Below are 16,424 nucleotides of genomic sequence, written 5' to 3' on the forward strand. Positions count from 1 at the left end.
TCGCGTTCTGTTCCGCTCAGCGGACCGGGAGCGCCGGCGATGCGACCTGCGCCTTCGCCCGGTCGCGCCTCCTCGCCCGTCGTCGGGTCACGCTTCCTGCAGTACGGGGACAGGGAGTTCGCCGGAACCCCGGACGATGAGGCGTGTGGGGACAGTGACGGTTCGGGCCCGGGTGCGGTCGCCGTCCAGCCGGGCCAGGGCGGTGTTCGCCGCGGCCCTGCCGAGTTCTTCCGCGTCCTGGGCGACGACCGTCAGCGCCGGCTCCAGCGCCTCGGCGAGCGCCACGTCGTCGAAGGCGACGACGGCGACGTCCTTGCGCCCGCTGCGGGCCAGTTCGGCGACCGTGCCCATCGCCATGATGTTGTTGCCGGCGAACAGGGCGGTGGGAGGATCGGGGAGACCGAGGAGCTGGGCGGTCGCTGCCTCGGCGCCCCGCTGGTCATGGGCGTTGGTGACGAGCGCGCGGTCGTGCGGGAGGCCGGCCTCCTGCAGCGCCGAGCGGTAGCCGGCCAGACGTTCACGGCGCGTGTACAGGTTCAGGGGCAGGTCCCCGACGAAACCGATGCGCCGGTGCCCGTGGGCGACGAGATGGGCGACGCCGTCGTGGGCACCGGCCCGGTTGGAGCTGACGATGCTGTCCGTGGCGAGTCCGACCCCGGGCCGGTCGAGGAAGATCACCGGCAGTCCCGCCGTACGGTGCGACTTGAGGTGGGAGTGGTCGGCGCCGACGGACGGCACAACCATCAGGATGCTGACCCGGCGGGCCAGGAACTTGTCCGTCAGGGCGCGTTCGCGCTCGGGGTCGTCCGCCGAGGAGCCCATGAGCAGGGTCAGTCCGCGTTCGCGGACGGTGTCCTCTATGGCGCGCGCCACGGCTCCGAAGAAGGGGTTGGCGAGGTCGGGAATGACCAGGCCGATGGTGGTGTCGGGGCCGCCGACGCGGATGTTGCGGGCCATCAGGTTCGGCTGGAAGCCGAGCTTGGCCACTGCGGCCAGTACCTGTTCCCTGGTCTGCGCGGAGGCGGGTCCGTCCTCGTTGAGGACCCGGGAGACCGTCTTGGCGCTGACGCCGACTTCGCGGGCGACGTCGGCCAGGGTGGGGCGGCGGTTCGCTGCCATGGAGGAAACCGTCTCCTGAGGGCTCTCGGTTGCGGCCGCGGCCTCGGCCGGCAACTGCGGGAGCGGGGTTGTTCTGTCAGGTGGCCTGGACTCCGGCGGCCTTCGCGGCCTCCGAATCCGCTACGACAGTATCTCCGGCCTCGTCGACGGTGAGTGCGCCGGTCATGATGGCGACGACCTCGGCCATGGAGTAGTCGGAGGGCTTGATCACGGCGGCGCGCCGGCCGAGACGGTGTACGTGGATCCGGTCGGCGATCTCGAAGACGTGCGGCATGTTGTGGCTGATCAGCACGACCGGCATGCCCTTGTCCCGGACCCGGCGGATCAGGTCGAGGACCTGGCCGGACTCCTTGACGCCGAGGGCGGCGGTGGGTTCGTCCATGACGACGACGCTGCTGGCCCAGGCAACGGAACGGGCGACCGCCACGGCCTGCCGCTGTCCGCCGGAGAGCGTCTCCACCGACTGTGTCAGTGACCGCAGACCGATCTTCAGGTCGGCCATGTGCTCGGCGGCCTCCTGACGCATGCGCTTCTTGTCGAGCATGCGGAAGACACTGCCGAGGACACCGGGGCGGCGCAGCTCCCGCCCGAGGAACACGTTCGAGGCGATGTCCATCGAGGCGGCGACGGCAAGGTCCTGGTACACCGTCTCGATGCCGTGGGCGCGAGCGCTCTGGGGCCCGGAGAAGGTGATGGGTTCGCCGTTCAGCCGTATCTCGCCGGCGTCCGGGACCACCGCGCCGGTCAGGGCCTTGATGAGGCTGGTCTTGCCCGCGCCGTTGTCGCCGATGACCGCGAGGACCTCGCCGGGGAGCAGGTCGAAGTCGGCGCCGTCGATGGCGGTGACCTGTCCGTACCGCTTGACCAGACCGCGGGCCTGCAGCACGGGCGTGGGGGAGGAGGTGGCGGTCATCGGGCCTTCTTCCGGGAGAGCTGGTCGACGGTCACCGCGAGGATCACCAGGACCCCGGTGATCAGGGTCTGGTAGATGGAGGCGACGCCCATCAGCTGGAGGCCGTTGCGGAACACCCCGACGATGAGGACGCCGATGAAGGTGCCCAGAACCGAGCCGCGTCCGCCGAACAGGCTGGTGCCGCCGAGGACCACGGCGGTGATGCTGTCGAGGTTGTCGGTCTGCCCGGCCTGCGGATCGCCCACGCCGGTACGGGAGATGAGCAGCAGGGCGGCGACCCCGTACAGCAGACCGGCCACGGTGTAGATGCCGATGGTGAGGCGGGAGGTACGGATGCCGTTCAGCCGGGCGGCCTCGGCGCTGTTGCCCAGGGCGTAGACGTGGCGGCCCCAGCCGGTGTTGCTCAGCGCGTAGGCGAGCAGGAGGAACAGGGCGATGGTGACGAGGGAGCCGTAGGTGATGTCCGTGTGACCCATCGGGAAGGTCTCCCCGAGGGCGGTCAGCGGGCCGGGCAGGTTGGCGACCGTCTGCTCCTCGGAGTAGATGTGGGTCAGCGCGAACGCCACGTTGAGCATGCCGAGGGTGACGATGAACGGCGGCAGCGGGATCTTCTGCACCAGCAGACCGTTGAGCAGCCCGAACCCACCGCAGACCACCAGGCCCAGAGCGATGGCGAGGAGCGGGGGCAGGGAGCCCTCGGCGGCCATCTTGGCTATCACGATGCTGCCGAACGCCATCACGGCGCCGCACGACAGGTCGATGCCCGCGGTGAGGATGATCAGGGTCTGCCCGATGGCGAGGGTGCCCACGACCATGACCTGCTGCACGATCAGCGAGAAGTTCCCGCCGGTCAGGAACTGGTCGGTCGAGAAGGCGAAGAAGGCGCAGGCCAGGATGAGGGCGGCCAGAGGCCCGGTGGTCGGCGCCGTGAGCAGTCTGCGCGCCGTGGTCGGCGCTTTGAGCTCCGAGTACGGCGTTGTCGTGGCTGTCATGCGAAGTCCTTGTCGGAAGACAGATGTCCTTGTCGGCGGGCGAGGGACGGGGTGAAGGGGGTGGTTCTGGTGAAGGCCGCCCCGCAGGGGCGCCTTCAAGGGGCGCGGGGAACTGCGCGACCAGCCCCCACCGGGCCCGCAGCAAAACACCGCGCCCCCCAGAGGAGCGGCCCGCTCAGCCCCAGCAGTTCTCCAGACCGAAGCCGGTGTCCTTCGAAGCGACCCCGTCCTGAGCCTTGTCGCTGATCAGCGTGACGCCGGTGTCGGTGTAACCGGACGCCTTCTTGCCGTCCTTGGCGTACGTCACGACGGCCTTGACGCCCTCGGCGGCCATCTTCAGCGGGTACTGCTGTGAAGTCGCGGCGATCTTGCCGTCCTTGACGGCCTGGGTGCCGGTGCAGCCGCCGTCGACGGAGACGATCAGCACGTCCTTCTCCCGGCCCTTGTTCTTCAGCGCGGTGTACGCGCCCAGGGCCGCCGGTTCGTTGATCGTGTAGACGACGTTGATGTCCGGCTCCTTCTGGAGGCAGTTCTCCATCGCCGTCTGGCCCTTGGCCTGGTCACCGCCGGTGTCCTGGGCGCACACGACGTCCTTCTCGGTGGCGCCGAAGCCCTTGAGGAAGCCGTCGTGCCGCTGAACGCCGACGGAGACGCCCGGCGCGAGGTCGAGCGCGGCTATCTTCGCCGTCTTGCCCTTCATCGCGGCCTTGGCGTACTCGCCGATCAGCTCACCGGCTTTCAGGTTGTCGGTGGCGAAGAGGGCGTCGACCGCGCTCTCCGGCTCGGTGGGGGTGTCCAGGGCGATGACCAGAACGCCCTTGGCGCGGGCCTTCGCGATCGCGGGCACGATCGCCTTGGAGTCGCTCGGAGTGATCAGGATGCCCTTCACTCCGGCGGCGACCATGTTCTCGATGGCGGTGACCTGACCGGCGTTGTCCCCGTCGAACTTGCCTGCGGCGGTGGACAGTTGGACGCCGTTCTCCTTGGCGGCCTGCTCCGCGCCCTCCTTCATCTTCACGAAGAAGGGGTTGGTGTCGGTCTTGGTGATGAGACCTACCTTGACCTCGCCCGAGCCGGAGCCCGACGAGCCCGATCCGGAGCCGGACCCGCAGGCCGTCAGGGTGAGCGCCGCGACCCCGGTGACCGCGGCTGCTCTGAGGAGGGACGAGGACAGGCGAGTGGTGCGAGACATGATCGACTCCTGTGAGATAGCGAGCGGCACTGGGGTTGGGATCAGCGCATGCCGTCCGAGGTGTCATCGTTGACTTATGTCATCGTTGACACTGCCTGGCGAGGATGATGGACTCCGGATCCCGGCAACGTCAATGCCTTCCGCCCGTCACAAATCGGCAACGCTCCCGTCGCCGTCTCCGAGCAGCCGGTCGGGGACGGGTCGCCGAGCCTCTCCGGTACCCGTCATTTCTTGCCGTTCGAGCCCTACCGAGCCCGTCCGAGCTCTGCCGAGTCCCTTCCGAGCCCTTTGCGAGAGAGAGCAGCCCATGAGCCCGCGTCAGATCACTGTTCTGGGAGAGTGCGTCGCGGATGCCTTCACCGAACCGGCGAAAGGCGCCTCGAACGAACTCGCTCTGCGGGTGCTGCCCGGCGGCGGACCCGCGAACACCGCGGTGGCCCTGGCCCGCCTCGGCACCCCGGCCCGCTTTCTTGCCCGGCTGTCCGGCGATGTGTTCGGCCGTCTGTTCCGGGCCCACCTGGAGGCGTCCGGCGTAGACCTGTCGGACGCCGTCGCGGCCGCCGAGCCCAGCACGCTGGCCGTGGCGGAACTGGACGCGGAGGGGCAGGCCGCCTTCTCGTTCCACGCGCAGAACACGGCCGACTGGCAGTGGACAGCGGCGGAACTGGCGAAGGTGGACCTGTCCACAACGGCCTGCCTGCACACCGGATCGCTGGCGCTGGTCCGCGAGCCCGGCGGGGCGGTGGTGGAGGAGTTCCTGGCCGCGGCGGCAGCGGCCGAGGGGGCTACCATCAGCATCGATCCCAATGTCAGGCCGCTGTTGGTGCGCCCCGAGGTCTACCGCGCCCGGCTGGCCCGCTGGTGCGCGCTCGCCGACATCCTGCGCCTGAGCGAGGACGACCTCGAACTCCTCCTGCCGGGTACCGCGCCCGAGGAGGCGTGCGACACCTGGCATGCGGCGGGAGTGCGGCTCGTCGTGATCACGCTCGGCGCCGGTGGCGCCCTGGCCTCGCTCGACGGCGAACGGCTGCGGGTGCCCGCGGTGACCACGCGGGTCGTCGACACGGTCGGGGCGGGCGACTCCTTCACGGCCGGCCTGCTGCACCACCTCGGCGCCCGCGGACTCCTCGGCGGCCGACTCGTCGGGCTCGGTCTCGACGAGGTCGCCGACGCCTGCCGGTTCGGCGCTCGGGTGGCATCCCTGACCTGCTCGGTCGCCGGTCCCAATCCGCCGTGGGGAAACCAGCTGGCCGAGGTCACGGCCGCAGGTGGCGCCTGACGCCCCGGGCGGCCCCAAAGGGACAGGTCTGTCGCACCCGTTGACGCGCGGCCCGGCTTCCGCCCATCATCGGGCCACTCGATGTCATCGATGACACAAGTCAGCGTTGACACCCGTGGGCGTCGGCGTGGACGACGGCGTTGCCCAGGGGTCTCACTCTTCGGCCGGTCCACACGTGCCGCACGTTCCGGCCAGTGGACGGTCACAGCACAGGAGACACCATGAGATCTGGACGTGTGTCCCGGCATGCCCGCACACGGATGATCGCGGCGGTGGCGACCGTCTGCGCCCTGTCCGCCGCCCCGCTCTCGCCTCAGGCCGTAGCCGCCGACACTCCGCCGTACTCCGAGACCTACCGGCCACAGTTCCACTTCACACCCGAGCGGAACTGGATGAACGACCCCAACGGTCTCGTGTACTACAAGGGCGAATACCACCTCTTCTACCAGTACAACCCGAGTGGCAACTCCTGGGGCGACATGTCCTGGGGCCACGCGGTGAGCACGGACCTTGTGCACTGGCAGCAGTTGCCGCTCGCCCTTTCGCACGACGACAAGGAGATGGTGTTCTCCGGCAGCGCGGTCGTCGACCAGAACAACACCAGCGGTTTCGGCACGAAGAGCAACCCGGCCATGGTGGCGATCTACACCAGCTACGCCAAGGACACGGGCGTTCAGTCGCAGTCCCTCGCCTACAGCACCGACCGCGGACGCACCTGGACCAAGTACGGGGGCAATCCCGTCATCGACATCGGCTCCAGGGACTTCCGCGATCCCAAGGTCCAGTGGTACGCGCCGACGAAGAGCTGGCTGATGACGGTGTCGATGTCCGCCGAGCACAAGGTGCGGTTCTACTCGTCCCAGAACCTCAAGGACTGGACACAGCTGAGCGAGTTCGGACCGGCCGGTGCCACGGGCGGCGTGTGGGAGTGCCCCGATCTGTTCCCCCTGGCGGTCGACGGGGACAAGAAGAAGATCAAGTGGGTCCTGGTCGTCAACATCAACCCCGGTGGTATCGCCGGTGGTTCGGCCGCCCAGTACTTCGTCGGTGACTTCGACGGCAGGAAGTTCACCGCCGACGACAAGGGCACCTACACGCCGCCCACCGGCACGGTGACGCAGGACTTCGAGGGCACCGACTTCGGTTCGTGGACGACCACGGGCACCGCGTTCGGCGCGGCGCCGGCAGCCGGTGCGTTGGCCGGGCAGGGCACGGTCGACGGCTACGACGGGACGGGTCTCGCCAACAGCTTCCACTCCGGCGACTCCGCCACCGGTGCCCTGACCTCGCCCTCCTTCACCGTCGACAGCGAGTACCTGAACTTCAAGGTGGGCGGCGGCCGGCACCCGCACGTGAACGGAACCGTCCTGGAGCAGGGCCCGCCGCCCGAGGGCACGGTCCTCGCCGACTTCGAGGGCGGCACCTACGGCGACTGGACGACCACCGGGGACGCCTTCGGCACGGCGCCGGCCCCAGGCACCCTCCCCGACCAGCAGCAGGTCTCCGGCTACCTGGGAAGCGGCCTGGTCAACAGCTTCCACTCCGGCGACTCCACCACCGGCACCCTCACCTCGCCCGAGTTCACCATCGACAAGGACCGTGTCAACTTCCTGGTCGGCGGTGGCAACCACCCCGCCGGCTCCGACAACCCGACAGCGGTCGAACTCCTCGTCGACGGCCAGGTGGTCCGCAGCGCCACCGGACAGAACGCCGAGGCACTCGACTGGGCCTCCTGGGACGTCAGGGACCTCGTCGGCAAGAAGGCCCAGATCAAGATCGTCGACGACAACACCGGCGGTTGGGGACACCTCAACGTCGATCACATCATGCTGTCGGACACCCAGGCCCGGCCCGTCTCCCGGGAGACGGCCGTCAACCTGATCGTCGACGGCCAGGTCGTCCGCAGCGCCACCGGCTCCAACAGCGAAACCCTGGACTGGGCCTCCTGGGACATGCGCCCCTACGCCGGCAAGCAGGCGCGGATCCAGCTCGTGGACATGAACACCGCCGGCTGGGGCCACCTCCTCGCCGACCGGTTCACCGTCGCCGACGCGCCCGCGAAGTCCGTCGTGCAGCGCGCCGACTGGGCCGACTACGGCAAGGACTACTACGCGGCCGTGTCCTGGGAGAACGCCCCGGGCGGCAAGCGGTACATGATCGGATGGATGAACAACTGGGACTACGGCGGCGCCGTCCCCACATCCCCCTGGCGCGGCGCGCAGAGCATCCCCCGGGAGATGGCCCTGCGTACGGTCGACGGCCGGGTCCGGCTGACCAGTCTGCCCGTGAACAGCGTGTCGTCCCTGCGGCAGGGAGCGCCGGCAACCGCGGCCGGCGTCGCCCTCGAGAACACCTCCCAGCCTCTGATCGGCCCGGCGGCCCAGGGCAGGGCACTCGACATCGAGGCGACGTTCTCCCTCGAGGACGCCGACCGGTTCGGCCTGAAGGTGCGCACGGGCGCGAACGGCGACGAGACCGTCATCGGCTATGACACCACGACACAGGAGATGTACGTCGACCGCACCCACTCCGGCGCCGTCGACTTCGACAGCACCTTTCCCGGCGTCCAGACGGCACCCTTGACGGCGCGGAACGGCAAGGTGACGTTGCGGATCCTCGTCGACTGGTCCTCGGTCGAGGTCTTCGGCGGCAGCGGCGAGGCCGTGATCACCGACCAGATCTTCCCCGACCCCGCGAGCCAGGGAGTGGAGGTCTTCGCCGAGAACGGTTCGGTGAACCTGGACAGTGCCGTCGTCCGGCACCTCGGCTCCGCCCACCAGTGACGCCCAGACCGATGCCCAGAACAGACGCCCGAGACCGACGACCACAGCCGATGCCCCAGACCCACAAGGACACGAGACCATGAAGAAGACCCTGCTCGCCGAGTTCACCGCCCGCGAGGGAGCGCAGGACGAGGTCGCCCGCATGATCGGGGACTACGCCCTGAAGGTGCGCGAGGAGGAAGGCAACATCGCCTTCGACGTCTACACCAAGGCGACCGCCCCACGCGCTTTCTGGATCTTCGAGGTGTACCGGGACGAGGACGCCTTCCAGGCACACCTGAACGCCCCGTACGGCGGCCCTTTCAACGCCGCCCTCGTCCCGCTGATCGAGGAGGACGCCTCCGTGCTGACGTTCCTGAACCCGCTGGCGGCGAATCTCTGACCGCCCTGACAACGGCCCCGACGCGGAACCGGGCCGCATCTGACGTGGAGATCCGGCCCGGCCCTGTTGCGGAGTCGGCCGACTAGCCGATGACCCGGCCCAGTTCGATGCGGTCGATGTTCGGGGCCCACGCGCTCGCGTTCCCGAACGTCACCTTGTTGGAGCCCGCCTTCAGGTCGACGGGGACGCCCAGCGTCCAGTAGTCGTCCCAGCTCCAGGTGTTCTTGAAGGTGACCGTCCGAGGAGCGCTCGTCCCCACCGTGAGGTCCGCCGTACGGGACATGATGTCCGTGTTGTAGGAGTGGCCGTTGTCGCGCCGCTCGTTGTGCGCGTAGCTGATGACCAGCATGTAGCGGCCAGACCTGGGCGCCTGCACCGTGAACTCGGCGGTGCTGGCCGCGCTGTTGCCGAGCCGGCCGATGTAGGAACCGGCGGACGCGTAGCGGGAGTCGACGAGCTCGGCGCCGCCCGCGAGAGTGGCCGAGGCGCCCTCGTAGGAGAGGGTGCCGTCGGTCGAGCCGTTGCCCGAGACATCGAGGGAACGGACGGCGGCGGTCTTGGCGGTCGTCATCGCGACGCGGTTGTTGCCCGCGACCAGGTACAGCCGCAGCGCCTTGCCGGGTACCGCCGTCACCTTCTGGCCGTGCAGCTCCAGCCGTACCGGCGCCGAGGTTCGCGCCGCCACCGAGTAGTAGCCGTCGCGCGGCGCGTAGACGTCGAAGACCGCCTTGTCACCGGCGTGCAGGACGAGAGCGCCCGTGCCGACCCCGGCGGACGACGAGTAGTCGAAGGACGGCCGGCCGCTGATGTCCGCGAGCGTGGCCTCGTACGACGCCGAGGGCGCGGCGGAGGTACGGGCGGTCAGGTCGATGCGGTCGAGGGTGACCTCGGTGTCGCCCTTGGCGAGCGTCAGGACGTGGCGCCCGGCCGGCAGTTCGACGGTGACGTCCTTCTTGGCGCGGTAGGTCCAGTTCTCGGTGGAGGGATAGGAGACCGTGACCGGGTCCTGGCCGTCGACCGACAGCTTCTGCGTGGCCGGCGTCCCGGACTGGTTGCCGTAGAGGATCGCCAGGTCGTACGTCCCGGCCGCGGGCACGTCCACCGTGAAGTCGACCTTGCTGGTGGCCGCGTTCAGTGAGCCGACGTCCTTCGTCCCGGAGGCCGCGTAACCGTTGGCGTTGCTGACTGTGCCCTGGGTGTAGACCTTGCCGTCGGTGATGGCCGCGTCCTCGGCCTCGTACGACGCCGACCAGGGGACGGTCGCGGCGGACGGGGTGCCGGAGCCGCCGGGGGTGAGGACGATCCGGTACGCCGACATCTTGTGCAGGCCGCGCAGCGGGACGGTCACCGTGCCGTCGGCCGCGACCTTCACCTTCGTACGGGCGAGGACACGGGGCGCCGCGTGCTGACCTTCGTAGCCGGACCAGGCGGCCTCGGCGACGGTCGCGGTGACCGTACGCCCGAAGGCGGACCGGGAGACGTTCCGCACGACGACGTCGGCGTCACCGGCCGAGCCGCCGAGCAGGACCTGCGCCTGGCGGCGCTTCTCGTCGTACGAGGCCAGCCCCTGCAGGGTGTCGACGGTGTTGGCCTGCGGCGGGGTCACCTTGACCGTGTCGCCGGTCATTCCCGCGTACCAACGGAAGAACCACCAGCCGCCGTTGGGGATGTTGCTGCGTACGACATTGCCGTCGAGGTTGCCGGCGGCGTCCCAGTAGGCCTGGTTGGCGTACACCTTGTTGCGCTCGAACATCGAGACCCACTGGGCGAGTTGGCCCGGCACGGACAGGTCGCGGCGGTTGGCGTACTCATCGATGTTGATCTTCAGGGGCGCTATGCCCAGTCGGCGTTCTGTCGAGCGGTAGTTGTCGTAGTTCCCCTGGAAGTTCTTCAGTGAGCTGGAGTCCAACTCGTGCCAGGTCATGACCTGGGGCAGGACGTTCTCCCGCTTGGCGAAGGCGAGGAAGTCGGTCAGCAGGCGGTTGTGGTACCCGGACTCGTTCGGGCCGGCGATCCTGGCGTCCGGGTCGATCGCGCGGATGCGCTCGTACACCGTCTTCCAGTCCTTGAAGAACCGGTCGCGGTTGACCTCGTACTGCGCCTGGTCCGAGGTGCCGAGGTTGTACCAGATCTGGTCCGGCTCGTTGAAGGGGATGTAGACGAAGTGCTCGCTGTTCGGGTCCGCCGACACCTCCTTGACGATCTTGTCGACCTTGGGGAGGTAGTCCTCGATGCCGAGGTCCTCGTACGGCCACTTCGCGTAGATGTCCTGCATCATCACGTTGATCTCGCCGCCGCCGTTGCGGAAGAACGACCGGGAGACCGTGAGCGCGTCACCGTTGGGGTGCTGGGCGCCGCCCTCCGGCTTCTGCGAGATGCTGGTGATCTTCAAGGGGACCAGCATGGCGTCGCTCGGCACGCCGTCGTCGCTGAGCCCGTAGAGGGTGCCGTTGGCGCCGAGCGTCACCGGCCCTTCGGACGCGCCGAGGTCTACGGTGACGCGCTGCGGCTCGGCAGCTGCTGCGGGACCTGCGGCGGGGAGGGTGCCTGCCATGGCGGCTGCTCCAAGTGCGGCTGAAACAAGGACAGTTGCGGTACGGGATCTTGCGCGGGCTCGTGTGGGGGTCGGGGTGCTCACGCTGAGGGACCTCCGGTCATTCCGGGCCGGGTGCCCGAGAGCCCCAGCTGCCGCGGTTCCATGACGATGGTGATGACGGCGGGCGGCAACAGCAGTCCGCTGAAGCGGATCGCGTACGCCGCCGAGACCAGGTTCGACCTGCGGGGCGCGAGCCAGGCGGCTCCGGCGCCCAGGATGAGGACGAGGCTCCAGTGGTGACGGGTTCAGCCGCCTTCCGGCGGTGGCCCCGAGCTCTCACGCACCACCAGTTCCGGTACGGACACGGGGTGCGGGGCGATCGGCGCGGATTCCTCCAGCACGCCGTGCAGTAGGGCGAACGCGGACCGGCCGAGGCCCGTGAAGTCCAGGCGTACGGTCGTCAGCGACGGGGTGAGATAGGCGGAGTGCGGGGCGTCGTCGAAGCCGGCCACGCTCACCTCGCGGGGGACCGCGCGGCCCGTCTCGTGGAGGGCGCGGATCACTCCCAGCGCGAGGTCGTCGTTGCCGCACAGGATCGCGGTGACGGCGGTGTCCTTCGCGAGCTCGAGGCCCGCCGCGTGACCGCCTGCCGGGCCCCAACTCCCTTGCAGGGGACGGGGTTCGGGTGCTCCAGCCTCCCTGAGCGCCTGCTGCCAGCCGGTCGTGCGGGCGCTGGTGCGCCGGGTGCTGGACGGGATGGCGACGTAGTGCACGGTCTCGTGGCCGAGGGAGAGCAGATGGCGGGTCGCCTCGTAGGCGGCCTCGCGGTCGTCGGTCCACACCCAGGGGCGGTCGCCGCCGGGCGGGCTCGCGGGGGTCTCGACCACGCCGACGACGGGGAGGTCGGCGGGGACGGCGCCCAGGGCCCGTACACCGGCGGGATCGTATGCGATCACGATCAGTCCGCCGCCCGCGTCCGCCGCCCGCCGCACCTGGGCGCCGACGGCGGCCTCGTCGGCGGCCTCGTCCGAGCCGCCGGTCGATTCGAGGACGCCGACCCCGACGGTGTACGCGGCAGCGCGGGCGGCCTCCTCGATGCCCTGGAGGATCGAGGCGTAGCCGTAGTGCGTGGTGTTGGAGGTGAGCACGGTCACGGCACGGGTGCGTCCGCTGGCGAGGGCGAGCGCGTTGGAGTTGCGCCGGAACCCCAGCTCGTCGATGGCGGCGAGCACCCTGTCACGGGTGGACGGCTTGACGCTGGGGTGGTCGTTGATCACCCGGGAGACGGTCTGGTAGGAGACTCCGGCCGCGGTGGCGACATCCCGGATGCTCACTGAGCGTCTTGTGTGACCGGTCACATTCATGCCAGGATTGTGACCGGTCACATGAGGGTCGTCAAGAGACCGTAACCATCAGTTCACGCGGCAGAATCAGACCGTCGGCCCAGGCGGCTTCGGGAGGGGAAGACGTTGACCGGTACGTCGGATTCGGCGGGCACGGCCCCCCGCACCGCCACTGAGCAGCACTTTGTCTGGGGCCACCGCGCCCTGGAGGCCGAGTTCGCCACCGGCGCCGACGGGATCCTGCGCCTGGTCCGGCTGACCCGTCCCGATCCGCGTCCCGATCCGCGGCCCGGTGCCGACGCGGGGTCCCGCACCGGCGACTCGGCGCCCGTACCGGGCCCCGACGCACCCCTCCACCTCGTGGAGCTCACCGCCCTCGGCCACGGCAGCGGCTGGTCGGGCCCCCGCTTCACCGGCACGGCGTTCGGCGCCCGGCTGCGGCACCGGAGCCACACCACCCGGGAAGCCGGCGGCTGGACGTATCTGACCGTCGAACTCCACGATGCCGGGACCGGGTTGACGGCATCCGTCGAACTGTCCTCGCCCCTCGGGCTGCCCGTGCTGCGCTCCCGAGTCCGCCTCCGCAACGGGGGAGAGGAGCCGCTCGTCATCCAGTCCGTGAGCAGCCTGCTGCTCGGCGCACTGCCCTCTCCCGACCGCCTCGACATCCACCGCGCCCGCAACGACTGGCTGGCGGAGTGCCGTTGGTACACCGAGCCGCTGCGCGACACCGTCAGCGACATCCAGGTCGACGTCCACCAGCACGACAGCCGGGCGGCACTGACCCTGACCGGACGCGGCAGTTGGCCCTCCGACGGGCACCTTCCGATGGGTGCCATCACCGAACGCGGCGGTGGCCGGGCCTGGTTGTGGCAGGTCGAGTCCCCGGCCGGCTGGCGCTGGGACGCGGGCGAGCGCGACCACGGCACGTATCTCGCGCTGAACGGGCCCGTGGACGCGGAACACCAGTGGCGGGTCCGCCTCGCGCCCGGCGCCGAGTTCACCACCGTGCCCGGCGTCCTGGCCCTCGGCTCGGGGCTCGACGACGCCTTCGCCGCCCTGACCTCGTACCGCCGCGCCGTACGTCGTCCGCACCCGGACCACAGCGCGCTGCCGGTCGTCTTCAACGACTACATGAACACCCTGATGGGTGACCCGACGACGGAGAAACTGCTGCCGCTGATCGACGCCGCGGCCCGGGCCGGCTCGGAGTACTTCTGTATCGACTCCGGCTGGTACGACGACAGCACCGAGGGCTGGTGGGACAGCGTCGGCGAGTGGCTGCCCTCGACGCGCCGCTTCCCCGACGGAGGCATCCAGGCGGTCCTGGCCCGGATCAGGGAGCGCGGCATGGTGCCCGGCCTGTGGCTGGAGCCGGAGGTCGTGGGCGTGCGCAGCCCCGTCGCGTCGGAACTCCCGCCGGAGGCCTTCTTCCAGCGGGACGGCGTACGTCTGACGGAACAGGGCCGCCACCAGCTGGACCTGCGGCACCCCGCAGCCCGCGCGCACCTCGACAAGACGGTGGACCGCATCGTCGGCGACTGGGGTGTCGGTTACCTCAAGCTGGACTACAACATCGCCGTCGACCCGGGCACCTGCGCCCCTGGGGACATCGCGCCGGGAGCGGGACTGCTCGGCCACGCCGAGGCGTATCTGGCCTGGCTCTCCGAGGTACTGGACCGGCACCCGGGCCTGGTGATCGAGAACTGCGCCTCGGGCGGGATGCGCATGGACGGGGCCACCCTGGCCGTCACCCAGCTCCAGTCCACCAGCGACCAGCAGGACCCGCTCCGGTACCCGCCGATCGCCGCCGCCGCGCCCACTGCGGTGCCGCCCGAGCAGGGTGCCGTCTGGGCCTACCCGCAGCCGGGGTTCGACGACGACCTGATCACCTTCACCCTGGGCGGGGCGCTGCTCGGCCGGATCCATCTCTCCGGCCATCTGGACCGGATGTCGGAGTACCAGCTCGCCCTCGTACGGGACGCGGTGACCGTGTACAAGACGCTCCGCGGCGATCTCGCGCGGGCCGTACAGTTCTGGCCGCTCGGTCTGCCGGGGTGGACGGACGAGTGGCTGGCGCTGGGCATGCGGGTGCCCGGAGACCGTACGTCCTACCTCTCCGTCTGGCGCCGTGGCGGACAGCCCGAACTCCGCCTGCCCGTCGCGCACTTGGCGGGCCGGGACGTCCGCGCGGAGATCCTGCACCCGACCGCTGAGACCGCTGAGACCGCCGGCTCGGCGGCCTGGGACGGGGACCGCGACGAGCTGACGGTGTCGCTCCCGCGCACGCCCGCTGTGCTGCTGATCCGCCTCATCGCAGAGGAGTAGTGAGGATGTAGAGAGGAGTAGAAGGAGGAATTGGCGGAAAAATGACGCCTTTGTGGTGATATGAACTGTGTCCCGGGAACACGGATTCCGCCGGTGCGCATCCAATGCGTGCCCACACCTGGAAGTGGTCACCAGCGGGCACCGCCCGTCAGTCCCTCCTCCTGCTCCCCGGAGTGCGCACCATGAACGTCTCGGTCGTCCTGTTCACCGCCGACCTGCGGCTGCACGACCATCCGCCGCTGCGGGCCGCGCTGGACGACAGCCGCACGGTCGTCCCGCTGTTCGTGCGGGACCCGGCGGTGGACGGCGCCGGGTTCGCCGTACCCAACCGGTTGGCCTTCCTCGCCGACTGTCTGCGCGACCTCGACGCCGGTCTGCGCGAGCGGGGCGGACGGCTGGTCCTGCGCCACGGCGACCTGGTGCGCGAGGTGTGCCGGGTCGCCGCCGAGGTGGACGCCGACGAGGTGCACATGGCGGCCGACGTCAGCGGCCACGCGCGCCGCCGGGAGGACCGGCTGCGACGCGCCCTGGAGGCCGACGGCGTACGGCTGCACGTCCACGACACCGTGACGGTCGCCGTCGCCCCGGGTGCGGTGGTTCCGGCCGCCTCCGACCACTTCGCGGTCTTCACGCCCTACTTCCGGCACTGGTCGCGGCACCCGCTGCGGGAGCCGCTCGGGGCGCCGCGGACGGTACGGGTGCCGGAGGGCGTCGAGTCCGATTCCCTGCCGTCCAGGAGCGGCCTGCCGGGACTCTCGGAGGGGCTCGCCGCCGGGGGTGAGACCGAGGGCCGCGCCCGGCTCACCGCATGGCTGCGCGCCGGGGTGGCGTCGTACGAGGACCGCCATGACGACCTGGCCGGCGACGCCACCTCCCGGCTCTCGCCGCATCTGCACTTCGGCACGCTCTCCGCCGTCGAACTCGTGCACAGGGCCCGCCGTGCGGGTGGAGCGGGCGCTGACGCCTTCGTACGGCAGCTCGCCTGGCGCGACTTCCACCGTCAGGTGCTCGCGGCCCGCCCGGACACGGCGGCCGCCGACTACCGCACCCGGCACGACCGTTGGCGGTCCGGACGGCAGGCGCGCGAGGACGTCGAGGCGTGGAAGGAGGGCCGCACCGGATACCCGATCGTCGACGCCGCGATGCGCCAGCTGCGGCACGAGGGCTGGATGCACAACCGGGGACGGCTGCTCACGGCGAGTTTCCTCACCAAGACGCTGTACGTCGACTGGCGTGTCGGCGCCCGGCATTTCCTGGACCTGCTGGTGGACGGTGACATCTCCAACAACCAGCTCAACTGGCAGTGGATGGCCGGTACCGGGACCGACTCGCGGCCCAACCGGGTCCTCAACCCCGTCACCCAGTCCAAGCGGTACGACCCCGACGGCGCGTATGTGCGCCGATGGGTGCCCGAACTGCGGTCACTGGCAGGCCCGGCGGTGCACGAGCCGTGGAAACTGCGCGGCCTGGACCGTGCCGCCGTCGACTACCCGGACCCGATCGTCGGCCTGTCCGACGGGCTCGACCGCTTCAAGCGGGCTCGAGGACTCGACTGAG

11 protein-coding genes and 1 pseudogene are annotated in these 16,424 nt (G+C 70.1%); 5 read left to right on the forward strand and 7 right to left on the reverse strand.

Annotated elements, in window-relative coordinates; all coding sequences use genetic code 11:
- Positions 1-87: 87 nt before the first annotated feature.
- The 4 genes from OG241_RS49305 to OG241_RS49320 all read right to left on the reverse strand — a co-directional run bounded on the left by OG241_RS49305 (position 88) and on the right by OG241_RS49320 (position 4,216).
- Entirely contained in the window at positions 88-1,119 is a 1,032-nt protein-coding gene (locus OG241_RS49305) for a LacI family DNA-binding transcriptional regulator (protein ID WP_405825667.1), read from the reverse strand.
- Between the two features lie 76 nt (positions 1,120-1,195).
- Positions 1,196-2,032: an ATP-binding cassette domain-containing protein gene (locus tag OG241_RS49310; RefSeq protein WP_405825669.1), complete on the reverse strand. Its 837-nt coding sequence runs from the start codon at positions 2,030-2,032 to the stop codon at positions 1,196-1,198.
- Positions 2,029-3,024, reverse strand: a complete 996-nt coding sequence (locus tag OG241_RS49315) for an ABC transporter permease (protein WP_405825671.1) — start codon at positions 3,022-3,024, stop codon at positions 2,029-2,031. The genes OG241_RS49310 and OG241_RS49315 overlap by 4 nt, the downstream gene beginning before the upstream one ends.
- Positions 3,025-3,199: 175 nt before the next feature.
- Positions 3,200-4,216 carry a sugar ABC transporter substrate-binding protein gene (locus OG241_RS49320; RefSeq protein WP_405825673.1) on the reverse strand — a complete coding sequence of 339 codons (1,017 nt, stop codon included), beginning with the start codon at positions 4,214-4,216 and terminating at the stop codon, positions 3,200-3,202.
- Between the two features lie 307 nt (positions 4,217-4,523).
- Between OG241_RS49320 and OG241_RS49325 the strand changes: the two genes are divergently transcribed.
- The 3 genes from OG241_RS49325 (at position 4,524) to OG241_RS49335 (ending at position 8,660) form a co-directional block, all read left to right on the forward strand.
- Positions 4,524-5,495 carry a carbohydrate kinase gene (locus OG241_RS49325; RefSeq protein ID WP_405825674.1) on the forward strand — a complete coding sequence of 324 codons (972 nt, stop codon included), beginning with the start codon at positions 4,524-4,526 and terminating at the stop codon, positions 5,493-5,495.
- 221 nt (positions 5,496-5,716) lie between these two features.
- Positions 5,717-8,278, forward strand: coding sequence for a GH32 C-terminal domain-containing protein (locus tag OG241_RS49330; RefSeq protein ID WP_405825676.1), 2,562 nt, complete (start codon positions 5,717-5,719; stop codon positions 8,276-8,278).
- Between the two features lie 79 nt (positions 8,279-8,357).
- Positions 8,358-8,660: a putative quinol monooxygenase gene (locus OG241_RS49335; RefSeq protein WP_405825678.1), complete on the forward strand. Its 303-nt coding sequence runs from the start codon at positions 8,358-8,360 to the stop codon at positions 8,658-8,660.
- Positions 8,661-8,742: 82 nt separating this feature from the next.
- Here the strand turns inward: OG241_RS49335 and OG241_RS49340 are convergent, their stop codons facing one another.
- From OG241_RS49340 to OG241_RS49350, 3 genes and pseudogenes are all read right to left on the reverse strand, one after another.
- On the reverse strand, positions 8,743-11,214 hold the full coding sequence (locus OG241_RS49340; RefSeq protein ID WP_405825680.1) for a CBM35 domain-containing protein: 2,472 nt from the start codon (positions 11,212-11,214) through the stop codon (positions 8,743-8,745).
- A gap of 101 nt (positions 11,215-11,315) precedes the next feature.
- Positions 11,316-11,483, reverse strand: a pseudogene (locus OG241_RS49345) (carbohydrate ABC transporter permease); the annotation flags it as partial.
- A gap of 18 nt (positions 11,484-11,501) precedes the next feature.
- Positions 11,502-12,581, reverse strand: a complete 1,080-nt coding sequence (locus OG241_RS49350; RefSeq protein WP_405825682.1) for a LacI family DNA-binding transcriptional regulator — start codon at positions 12,579-12,581, stop codon at positions 11,502-11,504.
- Between the two features lie 84 nt (positions 12,582-12,665).
- Between OG241_RS49350 and OG241_RS49355 the strand changes: the two genes are divergently transcribed.
- Both OG241_RS49355 and OG241_RS49360 read left to right on the forward strand, forming a co-directional pair.
- Positions 12,666-14,867, forward strand: coding sequence for an alpha-galactosidase (locus OG241_RS49355; protein ID WP_405825684.1), 2,202 nt, complete (start codon positions 12,666-12,668; stop codon positions 14,865-14,867).
- 182 nt (positions 14,868-15,049) lie between these two features.
- Complete coding sequence (locus OG241_RS49360; protein ID WP_405826857.1) at positions 15,050-16,423, forward strand: cryptochrome/photolyase family protein; 1,374 nt, start codon at positions 15,050-15,052, stop codon at positions 16,421-16,423.
- Position 16,424 lies beyond the last annotated feature (1 nt).

This window comes from Streptomyces sp. NBC_01390 (genome assembly GCF_045040105.1).
GTDB lineage: Bacteria > Actinomycetota > Actinomycetes > Streptomycetales > Streptomycetaceae > Streptomyces.

What these genes read in the sequence shown, in the direction of transcription:
- OG241_RS49335 (WP_405825678.1), top strand. Translation starts at nt 8,358, where the DNA reads ATGAAGAAGACCCTGCTCGCCGAGTTCACCGCCCGCGAGGGAGCGCAG.
- OG241_RS49320 (WP_405825673.1), bottom strand. Translation starts at nt 4,216, where the DNA reads ATGTCTCGCACCACTCGCCTGTCCTCGTCCCTCCTCAGAGCAGCCGCG.
- OG241_RS49330 (WP_405825676.1), top strand. Translation starts at nt 5,717, where the DNA reads ATGAGATCTGGACGTGTGTCCCGGCATGCCCGCACACGGATGATCGCG.
- OG241_RS49325 (WP_405825674.1), top strand. Translation starts at nt 4,524, where the DNA reads ATGAGCCCGCGTCAGATCACTGTTCTGGGAGAGTGCGTCGCGGATGCC.
- OG241_RS49360 (WP_405826857.1), top strand. Translation starts at nt 15,050, where the DNA reads ATGAACGTCTCGGTCGTCCTGTTCACCGCCGACCTGCGGCTGCACGAC.
- OG241_RS49310 (WP_405825669.1), bottom strand. Translation starts at nt 2,032, where the DNA reads ATGACCGCCACCTCCTCCCCCACGCCCGTGCTGCAGGCCCGCGGTCTG.
- OG241_RS49305 (WP_405825667.1), bottom strand. Translation starts at nt 1,119, where the DNA reads ATGGCAGCGAACCGCCGCCCCACCCTGGCCGACGTCGCCCGCGAAGTC.
- OG241_RS49315 (WP_405825671.1), bottom strand. Translation starts at nt 3,024, where the DNA reads ATGACAGCCACGACAACGCCGTACTCGGAGCTCAAAGCGCCGACCACG.
- OG241_RS49340 (WP_405825680.1), bottom strand. Translation starts at nt 11,214, where the DNA reads ATGGCAGGCACCCTCCCCGCCGCAGGTCCCGCAGCAGCTGCCGAGCCG.